General features: G+C 63.6%; 18 protein-coding genes. 12 read left to right on the plus strand and 6 right to left on the minus strand.

The annotated features are described in order from the left end of the window. Positions 1 to 152 precede the first annotated feature (152 nt). The 11 genes from EL191_RS07565 (at position 153) to EL191_RS07615 (ending at position 10332) form a co-directional block, all read left to right on the plus strand. On the plus strand, positions 153 to 1520 hold the full coding sequence (locus tag EL191_RS07565) for a GntP family permease (protein WP_013714631.1): 1368 nt from the start codon (positions 153 to 155) through the stop codon (positions 1518 to 1520). Between the two features lie 56 nt (positions 1521 to 1576). Then, on the plus strand, positions 1577 to 2710 hold the full coding sequence (locus tag EL191_RS07570; RefSeq protein WP_041977775.1) for a glycerate kinase: 1134 nt from the start codon (positions 1577 to 1579) through the stop codon (positions 2708 to 2710). A gap of 114 nt (positions 2711 to 2824) precedes the next feature. Next, on the plus strand, positions 2825 to 3286 hold the full coding sequence (locus EL191_RS07575) for an outer membrane lipoprotein (protein ID WP_013714633.1): 462 nt from the start codon (positions 2825 to 2827) through the stop codon (positions 3284 to 3286). A 294-nt stretch (positions 3287 to 3580) separates the two neighbouring features. Next, positions 3581 to 6373, plus strand: coding sequence for a monovalent cation/H+ antiporter subunit A (locus tag EL191_RS07580; RefSeq protein ID WP_041977777.1), 2793 nt, complete (start codon positions 3581 to 3583; stop codon positions 6371 to 6373). Between the two features lies 1 nt (position 6374). Next, the gene (locus EL191_RS07585) at positions 6375 to 6704 is read left to right on the plus strand and encodes a Na+/H+ antiporter subunit C (RefSeq protein WP_013714635.1); all 330 of its coding nucleotides are present in this window, start codon (positions 6375 to 6377) and stop codon (positions 6702 to 6704) included. Then, positions 6701 to 8212 carry a monovalent cation/H+ antiporter subunit D gene (locus EL191_RS07590; RefSeq protein WP_041977779.1) on the plus strand — a complete coding sequence of 504 codons (1512 nt, stop codon included), beginning with the start codon at positions 6701 to 6703 and terminating at the stop codon, positions 8210 to 8212. Before EL191_RS07585 ends, EL191_RS07590 begins: the two co-directional genes overlap by 4 nt. Further along, positions 8209 to 8706, plus strand: a complete 498-nt coding sequence (locus EL191_RS07595; protein ID WP_013714637.1) for a Na+/H+ antiporter subunit E — start codon at positions 8209 to 8211, stop codon at positions 8704 to 8706. The genes EL191_RS07590 and EL191_RS07595 overlap by 4 nt, the downstream gene beginning before the upstream one ends. Beyond that, the gene (locus tag EL191_RS07600; RefSeq protein ID WP_013714638.1) at positions 8691 to 8960 is read left to right on the plus strand and encodes a K+/H+ antiporter subunit F; all 270 of its coding nucleotides are present in this window, start codon (positions 8691 to 8693) and stop codon (positions 8958 to 8960) included. Before EL191_RS07595 ends, EL191_RS07600 begins: the two co-directional genes overlap by 16 nt. A 12-nt stretch (positions 8961 to 8972) precedes the next feature. After that, positions 8973 to 9311: a Na+/H+ antiporter subunit G gene (locus EL191_RS07605; protein WP_041978177.1), complete on the plus strand. Its 339-nt coding sequence runs from the start codon at positions 8973 to 8975 to the stop codon at positions 9309 to 9311. Between the two features lie 98 nt (positions 9312 to 9409). Then, positions 9410 to 9922 (plus strand): GNAT family N-acetyltransferase, encoded by a 513-nt coding sequence (locus tag EL191_RS07610; RefSeq protein WP_041977783.1) that lies wholly within the window; start codon positions 9410 to 9412, stop codon positions 9920 to 9922. Further along, positions 9919 to 10332, plus strand: coding sequence for a hypothetical protein (locus tag EL191_RS07615; RefSeq protein ID WP_041977785.1), 414 nt, complete (start codon positions 9919 to 9921; stop codon positions 10330 to 10332). Before EL191_RS07610 ends, EL191_RS07615 begins: the two co-directional genes overlap by 4 nt. Before the next feature lie 3 nt (positions 10333 to 10335). Here the strand turns inward: EL191_RS07615 and EL191_RS07620 are convergent, their stop codons facing one another. The 3 genes from EL191_RS07620 to EL191_RS07630 all read right to left on the minus strand — a co-directional run bounded on the left by EL191_RS07620 (position 10336) and on the right by EL191_RS07630 (position 14109). Further along, the gene (locus EL191_RS07620; RefSeq protein ID WP_017361635.1) at positions 10336 to 11940 is read right to left on the minus strand and encodes an NAD(P)/FAD-dependent oxidoreductase; all 1605 of its coding nucleotides are present in this window, start codon (positions 11938 to 11940) and stop codon (positions 10336 to 10338) included. A gap of 161 nt (positions 11941 to 12101) precedes the next feature. Next, the gene (locus tag EL191_RS07625) at positions 12102 to 13229 is read right to left on the minus strand and encodes an MFS transporter (protein WP_013714643.1); all 1128 of its coding nucleotides are present in this window, start codon (positions 13227 to 13229) and stop codon (positions 12102 to 12104) included. A gap of 208 nt (positions 13230 to 13437) precedes the next feature. Then, positions 13438 to 14109 (minus strand): COG3650 family protein, encoded by a 672-nt coding sequence (locus EL191_RS07630; protein WP_041977789.1) that lies wholly within the window; start codon positions 14107 to 14109, stop codon positions 13438 to 13440. A gap of 126 nt (positions 14110 to 14235) precedes the next feature. Here EL191_RS07630 and EL191_RS07635 point away from each other — a divergent pair, with 126 nt between their 5' ends. Further along, positions 14236 to 15117 (plus strand): RluA family pseudouridine synthase, encoded by an 882-nt coding sequence (locus EL191_RS07635; protein ID WP_041977792.1) that lies wholly within the window; start codon positions 14236 to 14238, stop codon positions 15115 to 15117. 148 nt (positions 15118 to 15265) lie between these two features. On the opposite strand, the gene EL191_RS07640 is transcribed toward EL191_RS07635, so the two are convergent. From EL191_RS07640 to EL191_RS07650, 3 genes are read right to left on the minus strand one after another with little or no spacing between them, the layout of a single operon-like run. After that, the gene (locus tag EL191_RS07640) at positions 15266 to 16288 is read right to left on the minus strand and encodes an AbrB family transcriptional regulator (protein ID WP_041977794.1); all 1023 of its coding nucleotides are present in this window, start codon (positions 16286 to 16288) and stop codon (positions 15266 to 15268) included. Further along, a complete protein-coding gene (locus tag EL191_RS07645; protein WP_013714647.1) occupies positions 16272 to 17792 on the minus strand; it encodes a tripartite tricarboxylate transporter permease in 1521 nt (506 codons plus the stop codon). The genes EL191_RS07640 and EL191_RS07645 overlap by 17 nt, the downstream gene beginning before the upstream one ends. A 1-nt stretch (position 17793) precedes the next feature. After that, positions 17794 to 18237, minus strand: a complete 444-nt coding sequence (locus EL191_RS07650; RefSeq protein ID WP_017361630.1) for a tripartite tricarboxylate transporter TctB family protein — start codon at positions 18235 to 18237, stop codon at positions 17794 to 17796. Positions 18238 to 18267: the final 30 nt, after the last annotated feature.

Consider the following 18267-nt stretch of genomic DNA (forward strand, 5'->3'; position numbering starts at 1 on the left):
TTTGTGCGATTGCACAGCCTGCTGCGCGTGGTGTCGGCTGTTTTGGTGCTGGCGCACAGGGCGAGGCGGTGCTGGCTGAGCCACAATGTTGCGCCTGTCGGCACTTCCATTCGGGCCATGCGCCCGCCATAACAACAATGAGGAGACTGGTCATGGGCCTGGTCCTGATTCTGGTGGCACTGATCGCGTTCATCGTGCTGTCCACTACCCGTTTGAAACTGCACCCTTTCCTGGCGCTGCTGGCTGCCGCGCTGATCGCCGGCTTTGCCTATCAGCTGCCCAGTGGCGAAATCATCAAGACCATGACTGCCGGTTTCGGCGGCATTCTCGGTTACATCGGTATCGTCATCGTGCTCGGCACCATCATCGGGGTCATCCTCGAGCGTAGCGGCGCCGCGATCACCATGGCCGAGACAGTGATTCGTCTGCTGGGCCAACGCTTCCCCACGCTGACCATGTCGATCATTGGTTACCTGGTGTCGATTCCGGTGTTCTGTGACTCCGGCTACGTCATTCTCAACTCGCTGAAAAATGCCCTGGCCGCACGCATGAAGGTTTCCGTCGTGGCCATGAGCGTGGCCTTGGCGACTGGCCTCTACGCTACCCACACCTTCGTGCCGCCGACCCCCGGCCCGATCGCCGCGGCTGGTAACCTGGGGCTGGAAACGTCCCTAGGCCTGGTGATTCTGGTTGGCCTGCTGGTGGCAGCTGTCACTGCCGTGGCCGGTATGTTCTGGGCCAACCGCTTCCTCAAACAGAACGATCAGGAGCTGCTGGAAGAGGCTCCGAGCGAGTTGCTCGCCGATGACGTCGACTTCGACGCACTGCGTGCTCGCTACGGCAAGCTGCCCAGCGCCTGGCAGGCGTTCTCGCCGATCTTCGTGCCGATCGTACTGATCTGCCTGGGCTCGGTCGCGGCTTTCCCGAGCAAGCCCTTCGGCACCGGCGCCTTCTTCGAAGTGCTGAGCTTCCTCGGTCAGCCAGTCGCTGCGTTGTTGGTCGGTCTGGTGCTGGCCTGCTCGCTGCTCAAGGGCGAAGGCAAGCGTCAGCAGTTCCATGATTATGTCGCTCATGGCCTGAAAGAGGCTGCGCCGATCCTGCTGATCACCGGTGCCGGCGGCGCCTTCGGTGCCATCCTCAAGGCTACCGCCTTGACTGGTTACCTCGGTGACACCCTGTCGGCGCTGGGTATCGGTCTGTTCATGCCGTTCCTGGTGGCTGCTGCGCTGAAGAGTGCGCAGGGTTCTTCCACCGTGGCGCTGGTCACCACCTCGGCGATGGTCGCGCCGCTGCTGGGCAACCTGGGCCTCGACAGCGAGATGGGGCGCGTACTGACCGTGATGGCCATTGGTGCGGGTGCGATGACCGTTTCCCACGCCAACGACAGCTTCTTCTGGGTCGTGACCCAGTTCAGCCGCATGAAGGTGGCTACCGCCTATCGTGCCCAGACCATGGCGACGCTGATCCAGGGTATCGCTGGTATGGCCGCTGTCTGGCTGCTGAGCCTGGTTCTGCTGTAATCCGCTATACCGGCAGGCGACCAGACGGTCGCCTGCCTCCTTTCGAGGTTCCTATCATGAAAATCGTCATCGCTCCCGACTCCTTCAAGGAGAGTCTTAGCGCACCCGACGTGGCTGCTGCCATCGCACGCGGCTGGCAGCAGGTGTTCCCTGGCGCCGAATGTCTGCTGCGGCCGATGGCCGACGGTGGCGAGGGTACGGTCGATGCGCTGTTGGCAGCCGTTGGCGGCGAGCGCCGTGAACACGAAGTGCGCGGCCCCATGGGCGCACCGGTCAAGGCGCATTGGGGCTGGCTGGGGCAGGGCACTGCGGTCATCGAGATGGCTGCGGCCAGCGGCCTGCATTGGGTGCCGCGGGAGCAGCGCGATGCTCGCCTGGCTTGCAGCTTCGGCACGGGTGAGTTGATCCGCGAGGCGCTGGACGCCGGCGCCACCCGAATCATTCTGGGCCTGGGCGGCAGCGCCACCAACGATGCCGGTCTCGGACTGCTGCAAGCGCTGGGCGTGCGTTTTCTCGATGCCCAGGGAAACCAGCTGTCGCCAGGCGGTGCAGCGTTGGCGAGCCTCGATCAGCTCGACCTGAGCAGCCTCGATGCACGCCTGCTCAAGGTGCAGATCGAAGTCGCCGCCGATGTCGACAATCCCCTGTGCGGGCCGCGCGGCGCTTCTGCCGTATTCGGTCCACAGAAGGGCGCGACGCCTGAACATGTCGCCGAGCTCGACACCGCGCTTGGCCGCTTCGCCCGCATTGCCGCCGCCACGCTAGGTGAGGATCACGCCGAGTTTCCAGGTGTCGGTGCCGCTGGCGGGCTCGGTTTCGCTGCGCGGGCTTTTCTCAAGGCGAGTTTCCGGCCCGGTATCGAGCTGGTAGCTGAACTGTCCGGCCTCGCCGCGGCGGTGGAGAATGCAGACCTGGTGATTACCGGGGAAGGGCGCATGGATGCCCAGACCCTGCATGGCAAGACCCCTGTGGGTGTGGCACGTGTGGCGCGCGCGGCCGGGGTGCCGGTTATCGCCTTGTCCGGTAGCCTGGGCGAAAACTATCAGGCGTTGTACGAGGCGGGTATCGAGGCAGCGTTCAGCCTGGCGCCGGGACCGCTGTCGCTGGAGCAGGCGATGGCTGGCGCGGCAGGCGAATTGCAGGCACGCGCCACGGATATCGCGCGGCTCTGGCGCCTCGCCCGATCCTGACAGGACGAACCTAGCTGAACTCGGTCTGTCTGAGTTAACAATTGTTAAGACTCAGCCGTGACAGTTACGCGCGCCCGGCGTCTAATGGATCAGGATACCTCTGGAGGAATTGCTATGCGTAAACCCACTCTGCTCATCACCTCGCTGGCCGCGCTGCTGGCCCTTGGCGGCTGCCAGTCCAGCCTGACCGGCGACACCTACAGCCGCGACGAGGCCCGAGCGGTGCAAACGGTACGCATGGGCACCATCGAGTCGCTGCGCCCGGTGAAGATCGAAGGTACCAAGACGCCGATCGGCGCTGGTGCCGGCGCCGTGGTCGGTGGTATCGGTGGCAGCGGCCTGGGTGGCGGGCGTGGCAGCGCGGTGATGGCCGTTGTTGGTGCCGTTGCCGGTGGCCTACTCGGTGCCGCGGCCGAAGAAGGCCTGACGCGCACTCAGGGTGTTGAAATCACCGTGCGCGAGGACGATGGCACCATGCGCGCCTACGTGCAGGAAGTCGAACCGAACCAGGTGTTCCGTGTCGGCGAGCGCGTGCGCATCATGACCGTCAACGGCACCAGTCGCGTCACGCACTGATCGCTGTAGATATGAGCCGGAGCAGTCAAGGCTGCTCCGGCTTTTTTGTGTCCGGCTATAGTGGTGGGCGGTCGTCGCAGCGCTGAATCGACATGCGTGTAACCAAGTGTGTTCAACGATAATTCAATGCATGACGTTGCGTTGATAGTTATGGATAATCGGCCGTTATGCTTGTGCCGACAACGACTTAGCTGATCCGTTGTGGTGCATGGAATATCACCGTCAGGGAGTTGCGACTCCAGTTCTCGTAGCTGGATCGCACGACCTGACGTGCCTGCATAAGGGGTTTTTCCGATGGCGCTTGCGCTGATTGTCGCCTTGCCATTTCTTGGTTTATTTCTGCCGGTACTCACCGAGCGGCTTGGACGCTCGGCCTGTGCTGCGGCTGCGGCTCTCGCGCCCGTGGTGGCGCTGGTGCTGCTGTTCAACCACCAATCGGCGGTGTTCGCCGGTGAGGTGCTGCGGGTCAAGCTGGAGTGGCTGCCGCACCTGGGCCTGAACTTCAGCTTGCGCCTCGATGGCCTGGGCTTCCTGTTCGCCCTGCTGATTCTCGGCATCGGCCTGCTGGTCATCCTCTACGCCCGTTATTACCTGGCCAAGACCGAGCCGATGGGACGTTTCTTCGCGTTCCTGCTGCTGTTCATGGGCGCCATGCTCGGAGTGGTGCTGTCGGAAAACCTGCTGCTGATGCTGATGTTCTGGGAGCTGACCAGCCTGTCGTCGTTCCTGCTGATCGGCTTCTGGGGCTCGCGTTCCGAGGCGCGCAAAGGTGCGCGCATGGCGTTGGCGATCACCGGCGGCGGTGGTCTGGCGCTGCTCGCCGGCATTCTTCTGATCGGCCATATCGCCGGCAGCTTCGAGCTGTCGCAGGTGCTGGCCGCCGGCTATGCCATCCGTGCGCACGAGTTGTATCCGGTGGCGCTGGTGCTGGTGCTGCTGGGTGTGTTCACCAAATCGGCGCAATTCCCGTTCCACTTCTGGCTGCCGCACGCCATGGCGGCGCCGACGCCGGTATCGGCCTATCTGCACTCGGCGACCATGGTCAAGGCCGGGGTGTTCCTGCTGGCGCGCCTGTACCCGGCACTGGCCGGTTCCGAGTGGTGGTTCTACATGGTCAGCATGACCGGCCTGGCCACGCTGCTGGTAGGCGCATGCATGGCGCTGTTCCAGCATGACCTCAAAGGCCTGCTGGCTTATTCGACCATCAGCCACCTGGGCCTGATCACCCTGCTGTTCGGCTTGGATACCCGCCTGGCTGCGGTAGCGGCAGTGTTCCACATCATCAACCACGCCACCTTCAAGGCCTCGCTGTTCATGGCGGCGGGCATCATCGACCACGAAACCGGTAGCCGCGACATGCGGCGCATCAACGGCTTGTGGAAGTTCATGCCGCATACGGCCGTACTGGCGATGGTGGCAGCTTCGGCCATGGCTGGCGTGCCGCTGCTCAACGGTTTTTTGAGCAAGGAAATGTTCTTCACCGAAACCCTGCACCAGCATCTGCTGGGTGGTTTCAATTGGGTGATTCCAGCAGCCGCCACCCTGGCTGGCGTGTTCTCGGTGGCCTATTCGCTGCGTTTCATCCACGACGTATTCTTCAACGGCAAGCCGGTCGACCTGCCCAAGTATCCGCCGCACGAGCCGCCACGCTACATGAAGGTGCCGGTGGAAATTCTGGTGTTCCTCTGCCTGCTGGTGGGTGTGGTGCCGGCTTACACAGTGGCGCCGCTGCTGGCGGCCGCTGCTGCCTCGACGCTGGGCGGTGAGTTGCCCGAGTACAGCCTGGCCGTCTGGCACGGCTTCAATCTGCCGCTGATAATGAGTTTCATCGCGCTGTTCGGCGGTATCCTCGTCTACGCCTGCCGTAAGCCACTGTTCCGCTGGTACGAAGGCTTGCCCAATCTGGATGCCAAGGATGCCTTCGATCAGGTGGTGCGGTACGCCACCCGTCTGTCCGTGCGCATCACCAAGATGTTGGAAAGTGGCTCGCTGCAACGCTACCTGGCGTGGATGCTCGGCAGTGCCCTGACCCTGATGGTGGTCGCCCTGTCTCCGCTGGAGCAGCTGACTGGCAGCGTGGCCATGACGCCGATCGATCCGCTGACCGCATCCGGCATGCTGATCCTGATGGTGACCGCGGTGCTCACCGTGTTCTTCCATCGTCGTCGTCTGGTAGCCCTGATGATCCTCAGTGGTGCCGGCCTGATGGTGGCACTGGCCTTCGCCCGCTTCTCCGCTCCGGATCTGGCGCTGACCCAGCTGTCGGTCGAGGTGGTGACCATCATTCTGCTGATGCTGACCCTGTATTTCATGACTGATCGTACCCCGGCCGAATCCAGCAGCCTGCGCGGCCTGCGTGACCTGGTCCTGGCCCTGGGCAGCGGCACCATGGTGGCGATGCTGACCTATGCCGTGCTGACTCGGCCTTATCAGAGCATCTCGTCGTTCTTCCTCGAGAACAGCGTCTCTGGTGGTGGCGGTACCAATGTGGTCAACGTGATATTGGTGGACTTCCGCGGCTTCGATACCCTCGGCGAGATCACCGTGCTGGCAATCGCCGCCATCGGCATCTACGCGCTGCTGCATGGCCTGCACCTGCCGCATCCGACTCATGACAAGAACGGCCGACCCTGGTCGACCGATGCCCACCCGATGATCCTCGACAACCTGGCGCGGGCCATGCTGCCAATGGCACTGCTGATTTCGGCGTTCATCTTCCTGCGTGGTCACAACCTGCCGGGCGGCGGCTTCATCGCTGGCCTGATCACCTCGGTGGCGTTGATCCTGCAGTACATCTCCCACGGTGTGACCTGGACCCAGGAGCGCCTGAAGTTCAGCTATCACGCCACCGCCGGCTGGGGCGTGCTGATCGCCGGGCTGACCGGCCTGGGCAGTTGGGCGTTCGGCTCGCCGTTCCTGACCTCGGCGTTCGGTCATTTCCATATTCCGCTGATCGGCGAAATCGAGCTGGCGACCGCGATCCTCTTCGATCTCGGGGTATTCCTGGCGGTCGTCGGCGCGACCCTGCTGATTCTTTCCAACATCGGCCATGTCAGTCAGGACGAGTCGTGCAAGGAGGTCATCTGATATGGAGGCATTATTCGCAATCACCCTCGGGGTGCTGACGGCCAGCGGCGTGTACCTGCTGCTGCGCGCGCGGATCTTCCCGGTGGTGATGGGGCTTACCCTGATCTCCTATGCGGTCAATTTGTTCATCTTCGCCATGGGGCGCCTCGGTACGGGCGTGCCGGCGGTGATCGGCAAGAGCGCCGAGTACGGTGACCCGCTGCCGCAGGCGCTGGTGCTGACCGCAATCGTCATCGGCTTTGCCATGACCGCCTTCGTCGTGGTGCTGGCCCTGCGCGGGCTGGGCGAGCTGAAAACCGATCACGTCGATGGCGAGGAGCCGCGCGCATGAGTCACGCCATCATCCTCCCTATTCTCCTGCCGCTGTTCTTCGGCGCGCTGCTGCTGGTCGGTCACGGCTGGTCGCGCGAGGTCAAACGGGGCATCTCCCTGGTGGGCTGCGTGGCGTTGCTGCCGGTGTGTCTGTACCTGGTCGTGCTGGCCGGGGCAGGGCAGTTGCAGGTCTATGCCCTGGGTAACTGGGTGGCGCCGTTCGGCATCATGCTGCTGCTCGACCGCTTTAATGCTGCACTGCTATTGGTTACCGCGCTCCTGGCCAGCCTGGCGCTGATCTACGCCTGTCGTGGCGACGACGAGCGTGGGCCGAATTTCCATGCGCTGTTCCAGTTCCAACTGCTCGGCATCAACGGTGCGTTCCTCACCGCTGACCTGTTCAACCTGTTCGTATTCTTCGAGATCCTGCTGATCTCTTCCTATGCGTTGTTGCTGCATGGCAATCGTGCCAATCAGGTCAAGGCGGGTGTGCACTACGTGGTGCTCAACCTGTTGGGCTCGTCGTTCTTCCTGATCGGTGTCAGCCTGTTGTACGGCCTGACCGGCACCCTGAACATGCCGGACCTGGCGGCGCGCGTAGCCAGTGCCAATGTCGCCGATGCACCGTTGATCAGGGCTGCGGCCTATCTGCTGCTGATCGTCTTCGGTCTCAAGGCCGCGGTGTTGCCGCTGTGCTTCTGGCTGCCGCGTGCCTACGCTTCGGCGCCCGCCTCGGTGGCCGCCTTGTTCGCGATCATGACCAAGGTTGGCTTCTACGCCATCGTCCGTGTGTTCACCCTGATATTCGGCGAGCAGGCCGGGCCGCTGGCCAATCTCGGTCATGAACTGCTTTGGTGGCTGGCACTGCCGACCATTGCCTTTGGCGTGATCGGCGCCCTGGGTGCGCGACAGCTGCAGGCGTTGCTGGCTTATCTGGTGGTGATTTCGGTGGGCACTCTGCTGGCCGGCTTCGCCATCGGCAATGCCGCGGCGCTGAGTGCGGCGCTCTACTACATGCTGCACAGCACGCTGATCAGCGGAGCATTGTTCCTGCTGGCCGGGCTGGTAGTCGCCCAGCGCGACAGCGCCGGCGGTGATCTGCAGCAGGAGCGCGTGCTGCGCCAGCCGCTGGTGCTGGGTTGCATGTTCTTCTTCGCATCCATTTCCGTGGCCGGGCTGCCGCCATTCTCTGGCTTCCTCGGCAAGATGTTGCTGCTGCGAGCGGCCGAGCCGGGTTGGCAGGCCTGGAGCCTATGGCCGGTAGTGCTGATCGGCGGTCTGTTGACCCTGGTGGCGCTGAGTCGCGCCGGTACCAGCCTGTTCTGGCTGGGCCATGGCGCGGACGCGTCACCGTCCAAGGCCGAGCCGGCGGATCGTATCAGCCTGCTGGCGGCGCTGGGCCTGTTGCTGGCCAGCCCGCTGCTGCTGATCGCGGCCAAGCCGATCCTGGCGTATCTGGAGGCGGCTGCGGCGCAATTGCTCGATCTGCAACCCTATCTGTCGATCATTGCCGGAGGTGCGGCATGAGGCGTTTGTTCCCCCACCCGCGGATGATGCTGGTGCTGGCGGTGCTTTGGCTGCTGCTGGTCAACACCCTCAACCTGGGGCATATCCTGCTCGGGCTATTTCTGGGGTGGTCGATCGTGCACCTGTGCGGCGACTTCCTGCTAACCGTGCCGAGGGTGCGCAAGCCCATCGGGCTGCTGCTGTTCATCGGCAAGGTGTTCTACGACATCGTGGTGGCCAACCTGCAGGTGGTTAAGCTGGTGCTCGGCCCGAAGTCGCGCCTTGAGCCGGCATTCGTCGAGGTACCGGTGGAGATAGAAGACGAGTTCGTCCTGTCGACCCTGGCCTGCATCATCTCGCTGACGCCTGGCACTGTCTCTGCCGGCCTCAGCTCCGACCACAAGACACTGCTGCTGCACGGGCTCAACGTGCCGGATCGCGACGAGCTGATCGCCGAGGTCAAGAGTCGCTACGAGAAGCCGCTGCTGGAGATTTTCGAATGCTCGAGAACGTAGTCTTTCTGTGCATGGGCATCCTCACGCTGGCCATGCTGCTCAATGTCGCGCGCCTGGTCGAAGGACCTAGCGTGGTGGATCGCGTTCTGGCCCTGGATACCCTGTACATCAACGCGCTGGCGCTGATCGTGCTGTTCGGTATCTGGCTGGCGTCGGATCTGTTCTTCGAAGCTGCACTGCTGATCGCAGTGATGGGTTTCGTCGGCACGGTCGCGGTGGGTAAACACCTGCTGCACGGCGACATCATCGATTAAGGGGGAATGACCATGCCGTTCTGGCTGGAACTGTTGATTTGCGCCTGCCTGATCCTGGGCAGTCTGTTCGCCCTGGTCGGTGCCATCGGGCTGTATCGCCTGCCGGATTTCTTTACCCGTCTGCATGGTCCGACCAAGGCCACCACGCTGGGAGTCGGCGGTACGCTGATCGCCTCGATGTTGTTCTTCGCTCACCACACCGGCAGCCTCAGCTTGCATGAGCTGCTGATCACGCTGTTCCTGTTCCTCACTGCGCCGGTCAGTGCGCACATCCTGTCCAAGGCGGCGATGCAGCAGAAGGTCGAGCTGACCGAGAAGACCCGCGGCCAGCCGTGGGACGATGATCACTGAGTCACTGTCAGGTATTTCTCGTGCCTGGCTGTCACTGTCGCCAGGCAATTGCCCGCCCTAGACTGCGCCCTGAAATCAAGTTCAGGGGAGTTGGGAGCATGAGCGAGCTGGTCATTCGTCAGGCTGTTGCCGAGGATATCGAAGCGCTTTGCGCGCTGATTCTCGAGCACGGGCCCAACCCCTGGAATCATCTGCCCGAGGTCGAGGTTCGCCAGCACCTGCAGGGTATTGCGACGAACGCGACGCTGGCGGTATTGGCCGAGGAGCAAGGGTTACTATTGGGGTTCGTCAGCTATCGCCTGACGCAGGATTTCGCGGATCATCAACCTGCGGCGCGTGCCGGGCAGGTGCATGGCTATATCTGTGAGGCGGTAGTGCACCGCGACTGCGCGGGTCTCGGAATTGGTGCTCATCTGCTCACGGAGGCGGTGCAGGACTTATGGCGTCGGAACGTGTGCGACGTCTATATCGATCGCCACGAGGAGAATGCCGCATCGGCGGGGATGATGCGCAAGGCCGGCTTCAGTGAGCTGCTGACCTATGCCGACCCAGCCCGGCGCCCCCATGGTTCGGGGCGTTCGACGCTGTGCTGTCTGCGGGTCAGGCAATGATCCCGCGACTGCTGGCCGTGGCTTTGCTGGTTGGCGTGCAGATTCTGCTGGCGTTTGTGCTTTACCACAGCGCTTTCGAGGCCTATCGACAGATTTTCGGCAGCGTTCGCCGCGATATCAGTTATGGCCTACAACTAAACCACTCGTTGTATCTCTTCGGCGCTCTTGCGCTGGGCAATGCTGCCTGGATGCTCGGTTGCCGTAGCCGGCGTAGCGGTCTGATCGGTTTTGGCAGTTGCATGCTGCTTTGGACGGCATTCTGGGCCAATGCCTTCGCCAGCATGCCATATCGCAGCCTGCTGGTGGTTGGGGGCGGTACGTTGGTGCTGGCGATGCCATTGCTGGTGCTGCTGCTTCGCTTCAGAAGGCCCGGCCAGGTCGATGACGCCCGGCCGGACTGCGCCGCTTAGAATTCAACCCAACATGCCCTTGATCACAGCCTCGGCCACACGGATGCCGTCGACCCCGGCCGAAAGAATGCCACCGGCATAACCTGCGCCTTCGCCGGCTGGATACAGGCCCTTGAGGTTCAGGCTTTGCAGGTCGTCGCCACGGGTGATCCGCACTGGCGAGGAGGTACGTGTCTCGATGCCGGTGAGCACCGCATCGGCCAGATCGAAGCCCTTGATCTGCCTGCCGAAGGCCGGCAGTGCCTCGCGGATGGCTTCGATGGCGAAGTCCGGCAGCGACGGCGCCAGATCACCCAGCTTCACCCCTGGCTTGTAGGACGGCTGTACCTCGCCCAGAGCGGTGGACGGCTTGCCCTTGATGAAGTCGCCCACCAGTTGCCCCGGCGCCTCGTAGTTGCGTCCGCCGAGCACGTAGGCGCGCGACTCCAGACGTTCCTGCAGCTCAACGCCGGCCAGCGGGCCGCCTGGGTAGTCCTGCTCGGGGGTGATGCCGACGACGATGCCGGCGTTGGCGTTGCGCTCGTTGCGTGAGTACTGGCTCATGCCGTTGGTGACCACGCGCTCCGGCTCGGAGGTGGCGGCGACCACGGTGCCGCCCGGGCACATGCAGAAGCTGTAGACCGAGCGGCCGTTGCTGGCGTGGTGCACCAGTTTGTAGTCGGCAGCGCCCAGTTTCGGATGGCCGGCATATTTGCCCAGGCGCGCGCGGTCGATCAGCGACTGCGGGTGTTCGATGCGGAAACCCACCGAGAAGGGCTTGGCTTCCAGGTACACGCCACGGGCATGGAGCATGCGGAAGGTGTCGCGCGCGCTGTGGCCGAGGGCCAGCACGACATGACGGCTGAGCAGTTGCTCACCATTCTCCAGCACCACGCCGGTGAGCTGGCCGTCTTCGATGAGCAGGTCGTTGACGCGTTGCTGGAAGCGCACCTCGCCGCCGAGAGCCTTGATTTCCTCGCGCATGGTGGCGACCACGCCGGTCAGGCGGAAGGTGCCGATATGTGGCTTGCTGACGTAGAGGATCTCGTCCGGCGCGCCGGCCTTGACGAACTCTTCCAGTACCTTGCGCCCGTAATGGTTGGGATCCTTGATCTGACTGTACAGCTTGCCGTCGGAGAATGTGCCCGCACCGCCTTCGCCGAACTGGACGTTGGAGGTTGGGTCGAGCACGTTCTTGCGCCACAGGCCCCAGGTGTCCTTGGTGCGCTGGCGCACTTCCTTGCCGCGTTCCAGGACGATGGGACGCAGACCGGCCTGGGCCAGGATCAGCGCGGCGAAGATGCCGCAGGGGCCGAAACCGACCACGATAGGGCGTTCGTCCAGCGGCGTCTCGGCCTGGCCTACCGGCTTGTAGGCGATGTCCGGTGCCGGGCCGACATGCTTATCGTCATTCAGGCGCGCCAGCAGCGCTGCTTCGTCTTTTACTTCGCAGTCGATGGTGTAGATGAACGGCATGTCGCCGTACTTCTTGCGCGCATCGTAGCTGCGCTTGAACACGCTGAAGGTCAGCAGGTCGGTATCGGCAATGCCCAGGCGTTGCACGATGGCCGGGCGCAGGGCCTCGTCAGCATGGTCTAGGGGCAGTTTCAGTTCGGTCAGGCGAAGCATGGCAGTGTCCTGGTTGGCCGGTGGTGATCCGGCAAGGTGAAGAAGGGCCGCGATTGTACGGGATTCAGGGTACGAAAGGGGCCGCGGCGCCGTTCACCACGCTTGCGGCGCACGGTTGAGAGTAGGCCATTCACAAGCACCGCCGAACCGAGCCGTCGTGCTCAGCGTTCCTCCAGGGCACGGCCGCGTGCGAACATCAGGGCAGCGCCGGCCAGGGTTGCCACAGCGGCATAGAGAATCACCGCCTTTGCGCCGAAGCCGTCGATAATCAGTCCGCCCAGCACCGCCCCTGCGGCAATGGCCACCTGGAAGGTCGAGGACAGCAGTGCGCCCGCGCTTTCGGCGTGATCGGCAGCTGCCCGCGCATTCCAAACCGATATCGACACCGGGAAGGCGCCAAAGGCGAAGCCCCAAAGCGCGGTTGCCACGAACGCGATGTTCACCTCGGTGCCGAATAGCACCAATGCGAGCGCCACGATGGTGATCAGCAGCGAGCAACTGGCCACGGCCCAGGCTGGGCTGCGCGCGGCAACTACGCCTCCGATCAGGTTGCCGAAAAAACCGCAGACACCGAATGCCAGCAAGGTCAGAGACACGGTGGCGACGTCCAGGCGCGGCACCTCTTCGAGAAAGGGGCGGATGAAGGTCAGCGCGGCGAAGTGCCCGGAAATGACCAGCAACCCCGTGACGAGGCCGATTACTACCGCGCGACGCGACAAGGCTGTCCTGAACGAAGCCAACCCCGGTGCAGCGGCCGCCGGCAGTCTGGGCAAGGTCAGCATCTGGATTGCCAGCGCCGCCACGCCAATGCCGGATGCAGCGAGGAAGGTCATGCGCCAGCCCCACAGGTCGCCGAGGAAGGCCCCCAGCGGGGCGGCGAACACCGTGGCGAAGGAAATGCCCATGAGGATGATCGAGATGGCCTTCGGCACCTTGTCGGGCGGCACCAGGCGCAGGGCCAGTGCGGTCATCATGGCCCAGAAGCTGCCAAGGGCGAAGCCCAGCATGCCGCGTGCAATCAGCAGGACGCTGACGGTCTCGGCGTAGGCCGAGAGGATGCTGGAAAGCACCAGCACCACCATCAAGCCCCAGACGATCTTCTGCCGATCAAGGCGGCCGGAACCCAGCACCACGAATGGGCCGGCAAATGCCGCGACCACCGCCGTAGCGGTAATGGCCTGGCCTACGACGCCGTTGGAGGCGCCCAGCTCGGTCGCCATGGGGGTGAGCAGGCTGATCGGCAGGAACTCTGCGGTCACCAGCCCGAAGGCGCCAAGGGCGAGTGACACGACGGCCCACCACGCGGCGGGTGAGACGCCGGATTGGTCGGGGGCCGTTGAGGCGGGATGAGGCATGCAGAAATCCTTGGTGTTCGTCTCGCGCCAGGGTTCAGATGAGCGGCCCTGCGAAGCGGGTGTCAGACGGGCGAGGTGTCTCGCCCGAAGTCCGATGGGGCACTCGCACGGCTTGGCGGTGCCGTGCGCCGTTCATGCGAGTTCAGTTACGCAGGGCGCCGAAGTGCGCGCAGCCACGCAGCACCTGACCATCGAGGCGCAATTCGGCATTGAGCTGATTGACCGCGCCGCTCATGCCATCGACGCAACGCTGCGGGGCGACCCACAGGTCAAGGCGCTGACCATTGGCTTCGCTGCTGAAGTTGAGGCGGCCGTCCGGCATCTGTTCTTCCAGATAGGGCAGGGCCAGCGGCTCATGATCTGGGCGGTTGAGTACCAGGCCCTTGCTGCCGACCTCCACTTGCCAAAACGGCTCGTTGCCGCTGGCGCGCAGGGCCAGACGTTTGAAGTTGAGGTCGTCGCAGCCGTGTCCTTCCCCTTGCAGGCGATAGATCTGGCTGACCTCGAAGCGACCATCGTTGCCTTTGCCCTGGCTGCCTCCAAGGTGGCCGCCGAGGTCGGCGAACAGGCTGGCCTGGCCATCGCTGCCGAGTTGCGTGACTTCCCGCTCGATACCGGTGCCATCGCCATCGACCAGCACGAAGCGTCGCTGTTCCTGACAGGGCATGAAAACCAGCTGACCATTTTCGACCTGAATTTGACCTTGCAGGCGAGTCGCCGGCGGTGGGCCTTCCGATTTGCCGGTATAGACCTGGCAGGCGGCCAGAAGCGGAAGTAGGGCGACGCTGGTAAGCAGGGAGCGGGTGATGGACATGGGTCTCTCCAGATACGAGCGGCCACCATAGCCACAGCGAGACCTCGGCTCAAGCCGTTTGCTTTGACTGGGCCCTGCGAGTACGGCCTAATTCGCCCGTCAGAACCCGATCGAGCAGCGTCTGTAATGCCCAGCCCCGTTATGCGTCCCAGTACTCTTCATCTGCCACAGGGCGACTGGGCCACGATACTCGACTGCCTGTGCGATCACTTTCCCGCCATTGATCGCACCACCTGGCTGCAGCGTATGGCACGCGGTCGGGTACTGGATGCGGCCGGTGCGCCCATCGATGCCACGCATCCCTATCGGGTCGGGCTCAAGGTGCGCTATTTCCGTGAAGTTCCGAACGAGACGCCAATTCCCTTCGACGAGCAGGTGCTATGGCAGGACGAGCACCTGTTGGTTGCCGACAAGCCGCATTTTCTGCCGGTGATGCCGGCCGGTGAATACGTCGAGCAGACGCTGCTGGCGCGGCTGATCAAGCGCACCGGCAATCCAGACCTGGTACCGATCCATCGCATCGACAGGCTCACCGCCGGTCTGGTGTTGTTCTCGGTCAATCCAGCCAGTCGCGGCCAGTATCAAGCACTGTTTCGCCAGCGTGCGGTGGAAAAACGCTACGAAGCCATTGCTCCGGCGCTACCTCAGTTGCAGTTTCCCTACCTGCACCGTTCGCGCATGGTCGAGGGTGAGCCGTTCTTTCGCATGCAGGAAGTCGCGGGCGAGGCCAACAGCGAAACGCGCATCGAGGTGCTGGAGCGTCGCGGCGACCTGTGGCGTTACGGCCTGTCGCCGGTGACGGGGCGCAAGCATCAACTGCGCGTGCATCTGGCCGGGCTCGGCGCGCCTATCGTCGGCGACGATTTCTATCCGCAGTTGCGGGAGTCGCGTAATCAGCCGGATGACTACAGCAAGCCGCTCAAACTACTGGCGCGCGGCTTACTCTTTGCTGATCCGGTAAGTGGTCAAGTGCGGGAGTACCAGAGCGAATTGCAGCTGCAGTGGTAGCTTCCGCTCGTGGGAGGGGCTTCAGCCGCGAGCTTTGCGCCGCTACGACTGCATGGATGCAGGAGTTAGAGCGAAGCAGGATGCCAGAGCCGAAAGCGCCTCCCAGAGTACATTTTGGGAAGCATAAAAAAAGCCCGCACCAGGCGGGCTAAGCGTGGCTCTTGCACCAGAGCTTGAATAAGGGTTCGGCGAGGAACATCACCAGGAACAGCCGTAGTACCTGCAGGGCAGTGACCAGCGCCACCGACAACTGCAAGGCCTCGGCGGTCAGGCATAGCTCGGTGATGCCGCCAGGCATCATGCCCAGCATCAGCGACAGGTGGTCCTCACCTGCCAACCAGCCTAGCGCCTCGCCGAGTGCGGCAGCAGCCAGCATGGCCAGTAGAGTGAATAGCAGCACGCGGGCGAGAAAACCCGGCGCGTTGCGGAAGAAGGCGCGGTCGAAATGACAGCCCAGGGCGCTACCGATCAGCCATTGGCCAAGCTGGCCCATGCCTTGCGGCAGGCCCAGATGCAGGTCGAAGCTGGCACTGGCCACGGCGCAGGCGACCAGTGGACCCAGCATCCAGGGGTTGGGTTGTTTCAGGCGGCCCCAGAGTACCGCCAGCACAGCACCAGCAGCGAGCAGACCGATCAGCCAGGTCCAGTCCACGTGGGCGCGAGGTGGTGCGCTGACGTCGGGCAGACCCCAGGTGAACAAAGCCGGAATCAGCAGCACCACCAGCAGCAGGCGCAGGCTATGCGCCGCAGCGACACGTGCGGGTTGCGCGTTGTGACGCAGGGCCAGGTTGACCATCTCGCTGGCACCGCCGGGCATGCTGGCGAAGAAGGCGGTCGCGCGGTCAACGCCGGCACGGCGCAGGATGGCGATACCGATCAGGCTGAGCAGAAGCGTGCCGAGAGCGCCCATGACGATGACCGGCAGATGGCTGAGCATCTGTTCCAGCACATCGCTGGTGAAATGCAGGCCGATACCGCTCGCCACCAGCCACTGGCCGGCCTTGCGCCCGCCCGGCAGTTCACTGAAGGCGCGGTCGGCCAGACAGCGCACGGCGATGACCGCCAGCAAGGAACCGACCATCCACGGCAAAGGCCAGCCGGCGAGGCTGGCCAGGTAACCGCCGACCATTCCGGCTAGCGGCGTTACCCAAAGATCACGCGGCAGTGGCATCAGCCCCAGCCTTGATCTGCTTGCGTCGACGCATCCAGCGGATGCCCGGCAGGGCCAGCATCAGCGCTACCAGCGCCCACAGTACCAGGGTGATCGGGCTGCCCCAGAGGATGCCCAGATCACCAGCGGAGATCGACAGCGCGCGACGCAGGTTGTCCTCCATCATCTCACCCAGTACGAAGCCGAGAATCACGGCCGAGAGTGGGAAATCCAGCTTGCGCAGGATGTAGCCAAACACGCCAAGCGCGATCATCAATACCAGGTCGAAGGTGGTGCTGTGTACCGCGTAGACACCGACCATGCTGATCACGGTGATGGCGGGCACCAGCACCCAGTTCGGCACGCTGAGCATGCGCGAGAACAGGCCGACCAGCGGAATGTTCATCACCAGCAGGATGATGTTGCCGATGAACAGCGAGGCGATCAGACCCCAGACAACGTCGGGCTGCTGTTCGAACAGCAGCGGGCCGGGCGTGATGTTGTACAGGGTCAGTGCACCGATCATCACGGCAGTGGTGCCCGAACCCGGCACGCCGAGGGTCAGCATCGGGATCAGCGAGCCGCAGGCCGAAGCGTTGTTGGCCGACTCAGGCGCCGCAACGCCGCGCAGGTCACCGTCGCCGAACTTGCCGCTGTCACCAGCCAGGCGCTTCTCGGTCATGTAGGTCATGGCGCTGGCGATGGTCGCACCGGCGCCCGGCAGTACGCCAATGACGAAGCCGGCGACCGAGCTGCGAATCATGGTCCAGAAGGTGAAGCAGTATTCCTTGAAGTTGAACAGCACACGGCCGCTGGCCTTCACGGCCTTCTGGCCGTTGTGGGTGTTTTCCAGCATCAGCAGAATTTCGCTGACACTGAAGAAGCCGATCACCACGATGACGAACTGGATACCGTCGGACAGGCTGACGCTGTCGAAGGTGAAGCGGTAGACCCCGGTAGTGGAGTCGACCCCGACTGTGGCCAGTGCCAGGCCGATCAGGGCCGAGAGCAAGGTCTTGACCGGCTTGTCGCCGACCATGCCGCCGAGGCAGGCAATCGCGAAGATCATCAGTACGAAGTATTCGGCCGGGCCGAAGGCCACTGCCCATTTCGCCAGGATCGGCGCGAACAGCACCACACCGCAGGTGGCGATCATGCTGCCGGTGAAGGAGCTCACTGCCGACAGCGACAGGGCGATGCCAGCCTTGCCCTGACGTGCCAGCGGGTAGCCGTCGAGGGTGGTCATCACCGCGGCAGCATCGCCGGGTACGTTGAGCAGAATGGCGGAAATACGGCCGCCATACTCGCAGCCCAGATAGACGGCGGCGAGCAGAATCAGTGCAGTTTCCGGCGGCAGGCCAAGGGCGAAGGCCAAGGGCAGCAGCAGGGCGACACCGTTGATCGGGCCCAGGCCCGGCAGCAGACCGACGATGGTGCCAACGAAGGCACCGAACAGGGCAACCAGCAGGTTGGTCGGCCGGGTGGCGACGTCAAAGCCCTGCATCAGAAAATGTAATGTTTCCATCTCAGCTCTCCACCAACGCTTCGAACACGCCCAGTGGCAGCGGAACGTCTAGCGCATAATCGAACAATGCATACAGCAGCACACCCATCAGGACGCCGCTAATCAGGCACGGCAGCACACGACCCGTGAACAGCAAGCCCAGAACGAAGGTAGCCAGTGCGGTACTCAGGACGAAGCCCAGGGGTTCGAAGAGCAGGGCATAGGCCAACAGGGTCAGGATGCACAGGCCTGCACGCTGCAGCGCCTGGCGGCTGAGCGCCTCGGTCTGCGGACCCGGCTTGAAGATCAGCCAGGCGGCACCAGCAGCCATCAGTACCAGCAGCAGCAGCGGATAGGCCCTCGGGCCGACAGGGTCGTAGGCGAAGGGTGCCTGGAAACCCCAGGCGATGACTGCGAGAAAGGCGCACAACAGCAGCCAGATCGCAGCGAACAGGCGAACGTACATAGCAGTGGTCTCTTGCGTTGGGACAGGATC

Origin of the sequence: Pseudomonas mendocina (genome assembly GCF_900636545.1) — a bacterium.
Taxonomy (GTDB): Bacteria; Pseudomonadota; Gammaproteobacteria; order Pseudomonadales; family Pseudomonadaceae; genus Aquipseudomonas; species Aquipseudomonas mendocina.

Excerpts from the sequence above, each read along its gene's own strand:
- EL191_RS07565 (WP_013714631.1), top strand. The coding sequence starts at position 153 with ATGGGCCTGGTCCTGATTCTGGTGGCACTGATCGCGTTCATCGTGCTG.
- EL191_RS07570 (WP_041977775.1), top strand. The coding sequence starts at position 1,577 with ATGAAAATCGTCATCGCTCCCGACTCCTTCAAGGAGAGTCTTAGCGCA.
- EL191_RS07575 (WP_013714633.1), top strand. The coding sequence starts at position 2,825 with ATGCGTAAACCCACTCTGCTCATCACCTCGCTGGCCGCGCTGCTGGCC.
- EL191_RS07580 (WP_041977777.1), top strand. The coding sequence starts at position 3,581 with ATGGCGCTTGCGCTGATTGTCGCCTTGCCATTTCTTGGTTTATTTCTG.
- EL191_RS07585 (WP_013714635.1), top strand. The coding sequence starts at position 6,375 with ATGGAGGCATTATTCGCAATCACCCTCGGGGTGCTGACGGCCAGCGGC.
- EL191_RS07590 (WP_041977779.1), top strand. The coding sequence starts at position 6,701 with ATGAGTCACGCCATCATCCTCCCTATTCTCCTGCCGCTGTTCTTCGGC.
- EL191_RS07595 (WP_013714637.1), top strand. The coding sequence starts at position 8,209 with ATGAGGCGTTTGTTCCCCCACCCGCGGATGATGCTGGTGCTGGCGGTG.
- EL191_RS07600 (WP_013714638.1), top strand. The coding sequence starts at position 8,691 with ATGCTCGAGAACGTAGTCTTTCTGTGCATGGGCATCCTCACGCTGGCC.
- EL191_RS07605 (WP_041978177.1), top strand. The coding sequence starts at position 8,973 with ATGCCGTTCTGGCTGGAACTGTTGATTTGCGCCTGCCTGATCCTGGGC.
- EL191_RS07610 (WP_041977783.1), top strand. The coding sequence starts at position 9,410 with ATGAGCGAGCTGGTCATTCGTCAGGCTGTTGCCGAGGATATCGAAGCG.
- EL191_RS07615 (WP_041977785.1), top strand. The coding sequence starts at position 9,919 with ATGATCCCGCGACTGCTGGCCGTGGCTTTGCTGGTTGGCGTGCAGATT.
- EL191_RS07620 (WP_017361635.1), bottom strand. The coding sequence starts at position 11,940 with ATGCTTCGCCTGACCGAACTGAAACTGCCCCTAGACCATGCTGACGAG.
- EL191_RS07630 (WP_041977789.1), bottom strand. The coding sequence starts at position 14,109 with ATGTCCATCACCCGCTCCCTGCTTACCAGCGTCGCCCTACTTCCGCTT.
- EL191_RS07635 (WP_041977792.1), top strand. The coding sequence starts at position 14,236 with ATGCCCAGCCCCGTTATGCGTCCCAGTACTCTTCATCTGCCACAGGGC.
- EL191_RS07640 (WP_041977794.1), bottom strand. The coding sequence starts at position 16,288 with ATGCCACTGCCGCGTGATCTTTGGGTAACGCCGCTAGCCGGAATGGTC.
- EL191_RS07645 (WP_013714647.1), bottom strand. The coding sequence starts at position 17,792 with ATGGAAACATTACATTTTCTGATGCAGGGCTTTGACGTCGCCACCCGG.
- EL191_RS07650 (WP_017361630.1), bottom strand. The coding sequence starts at position 18,237 with ATGTACGTTCGCCTGTTCGCTGCGATCTGGCTGCTGTTGTGCGCCTTT.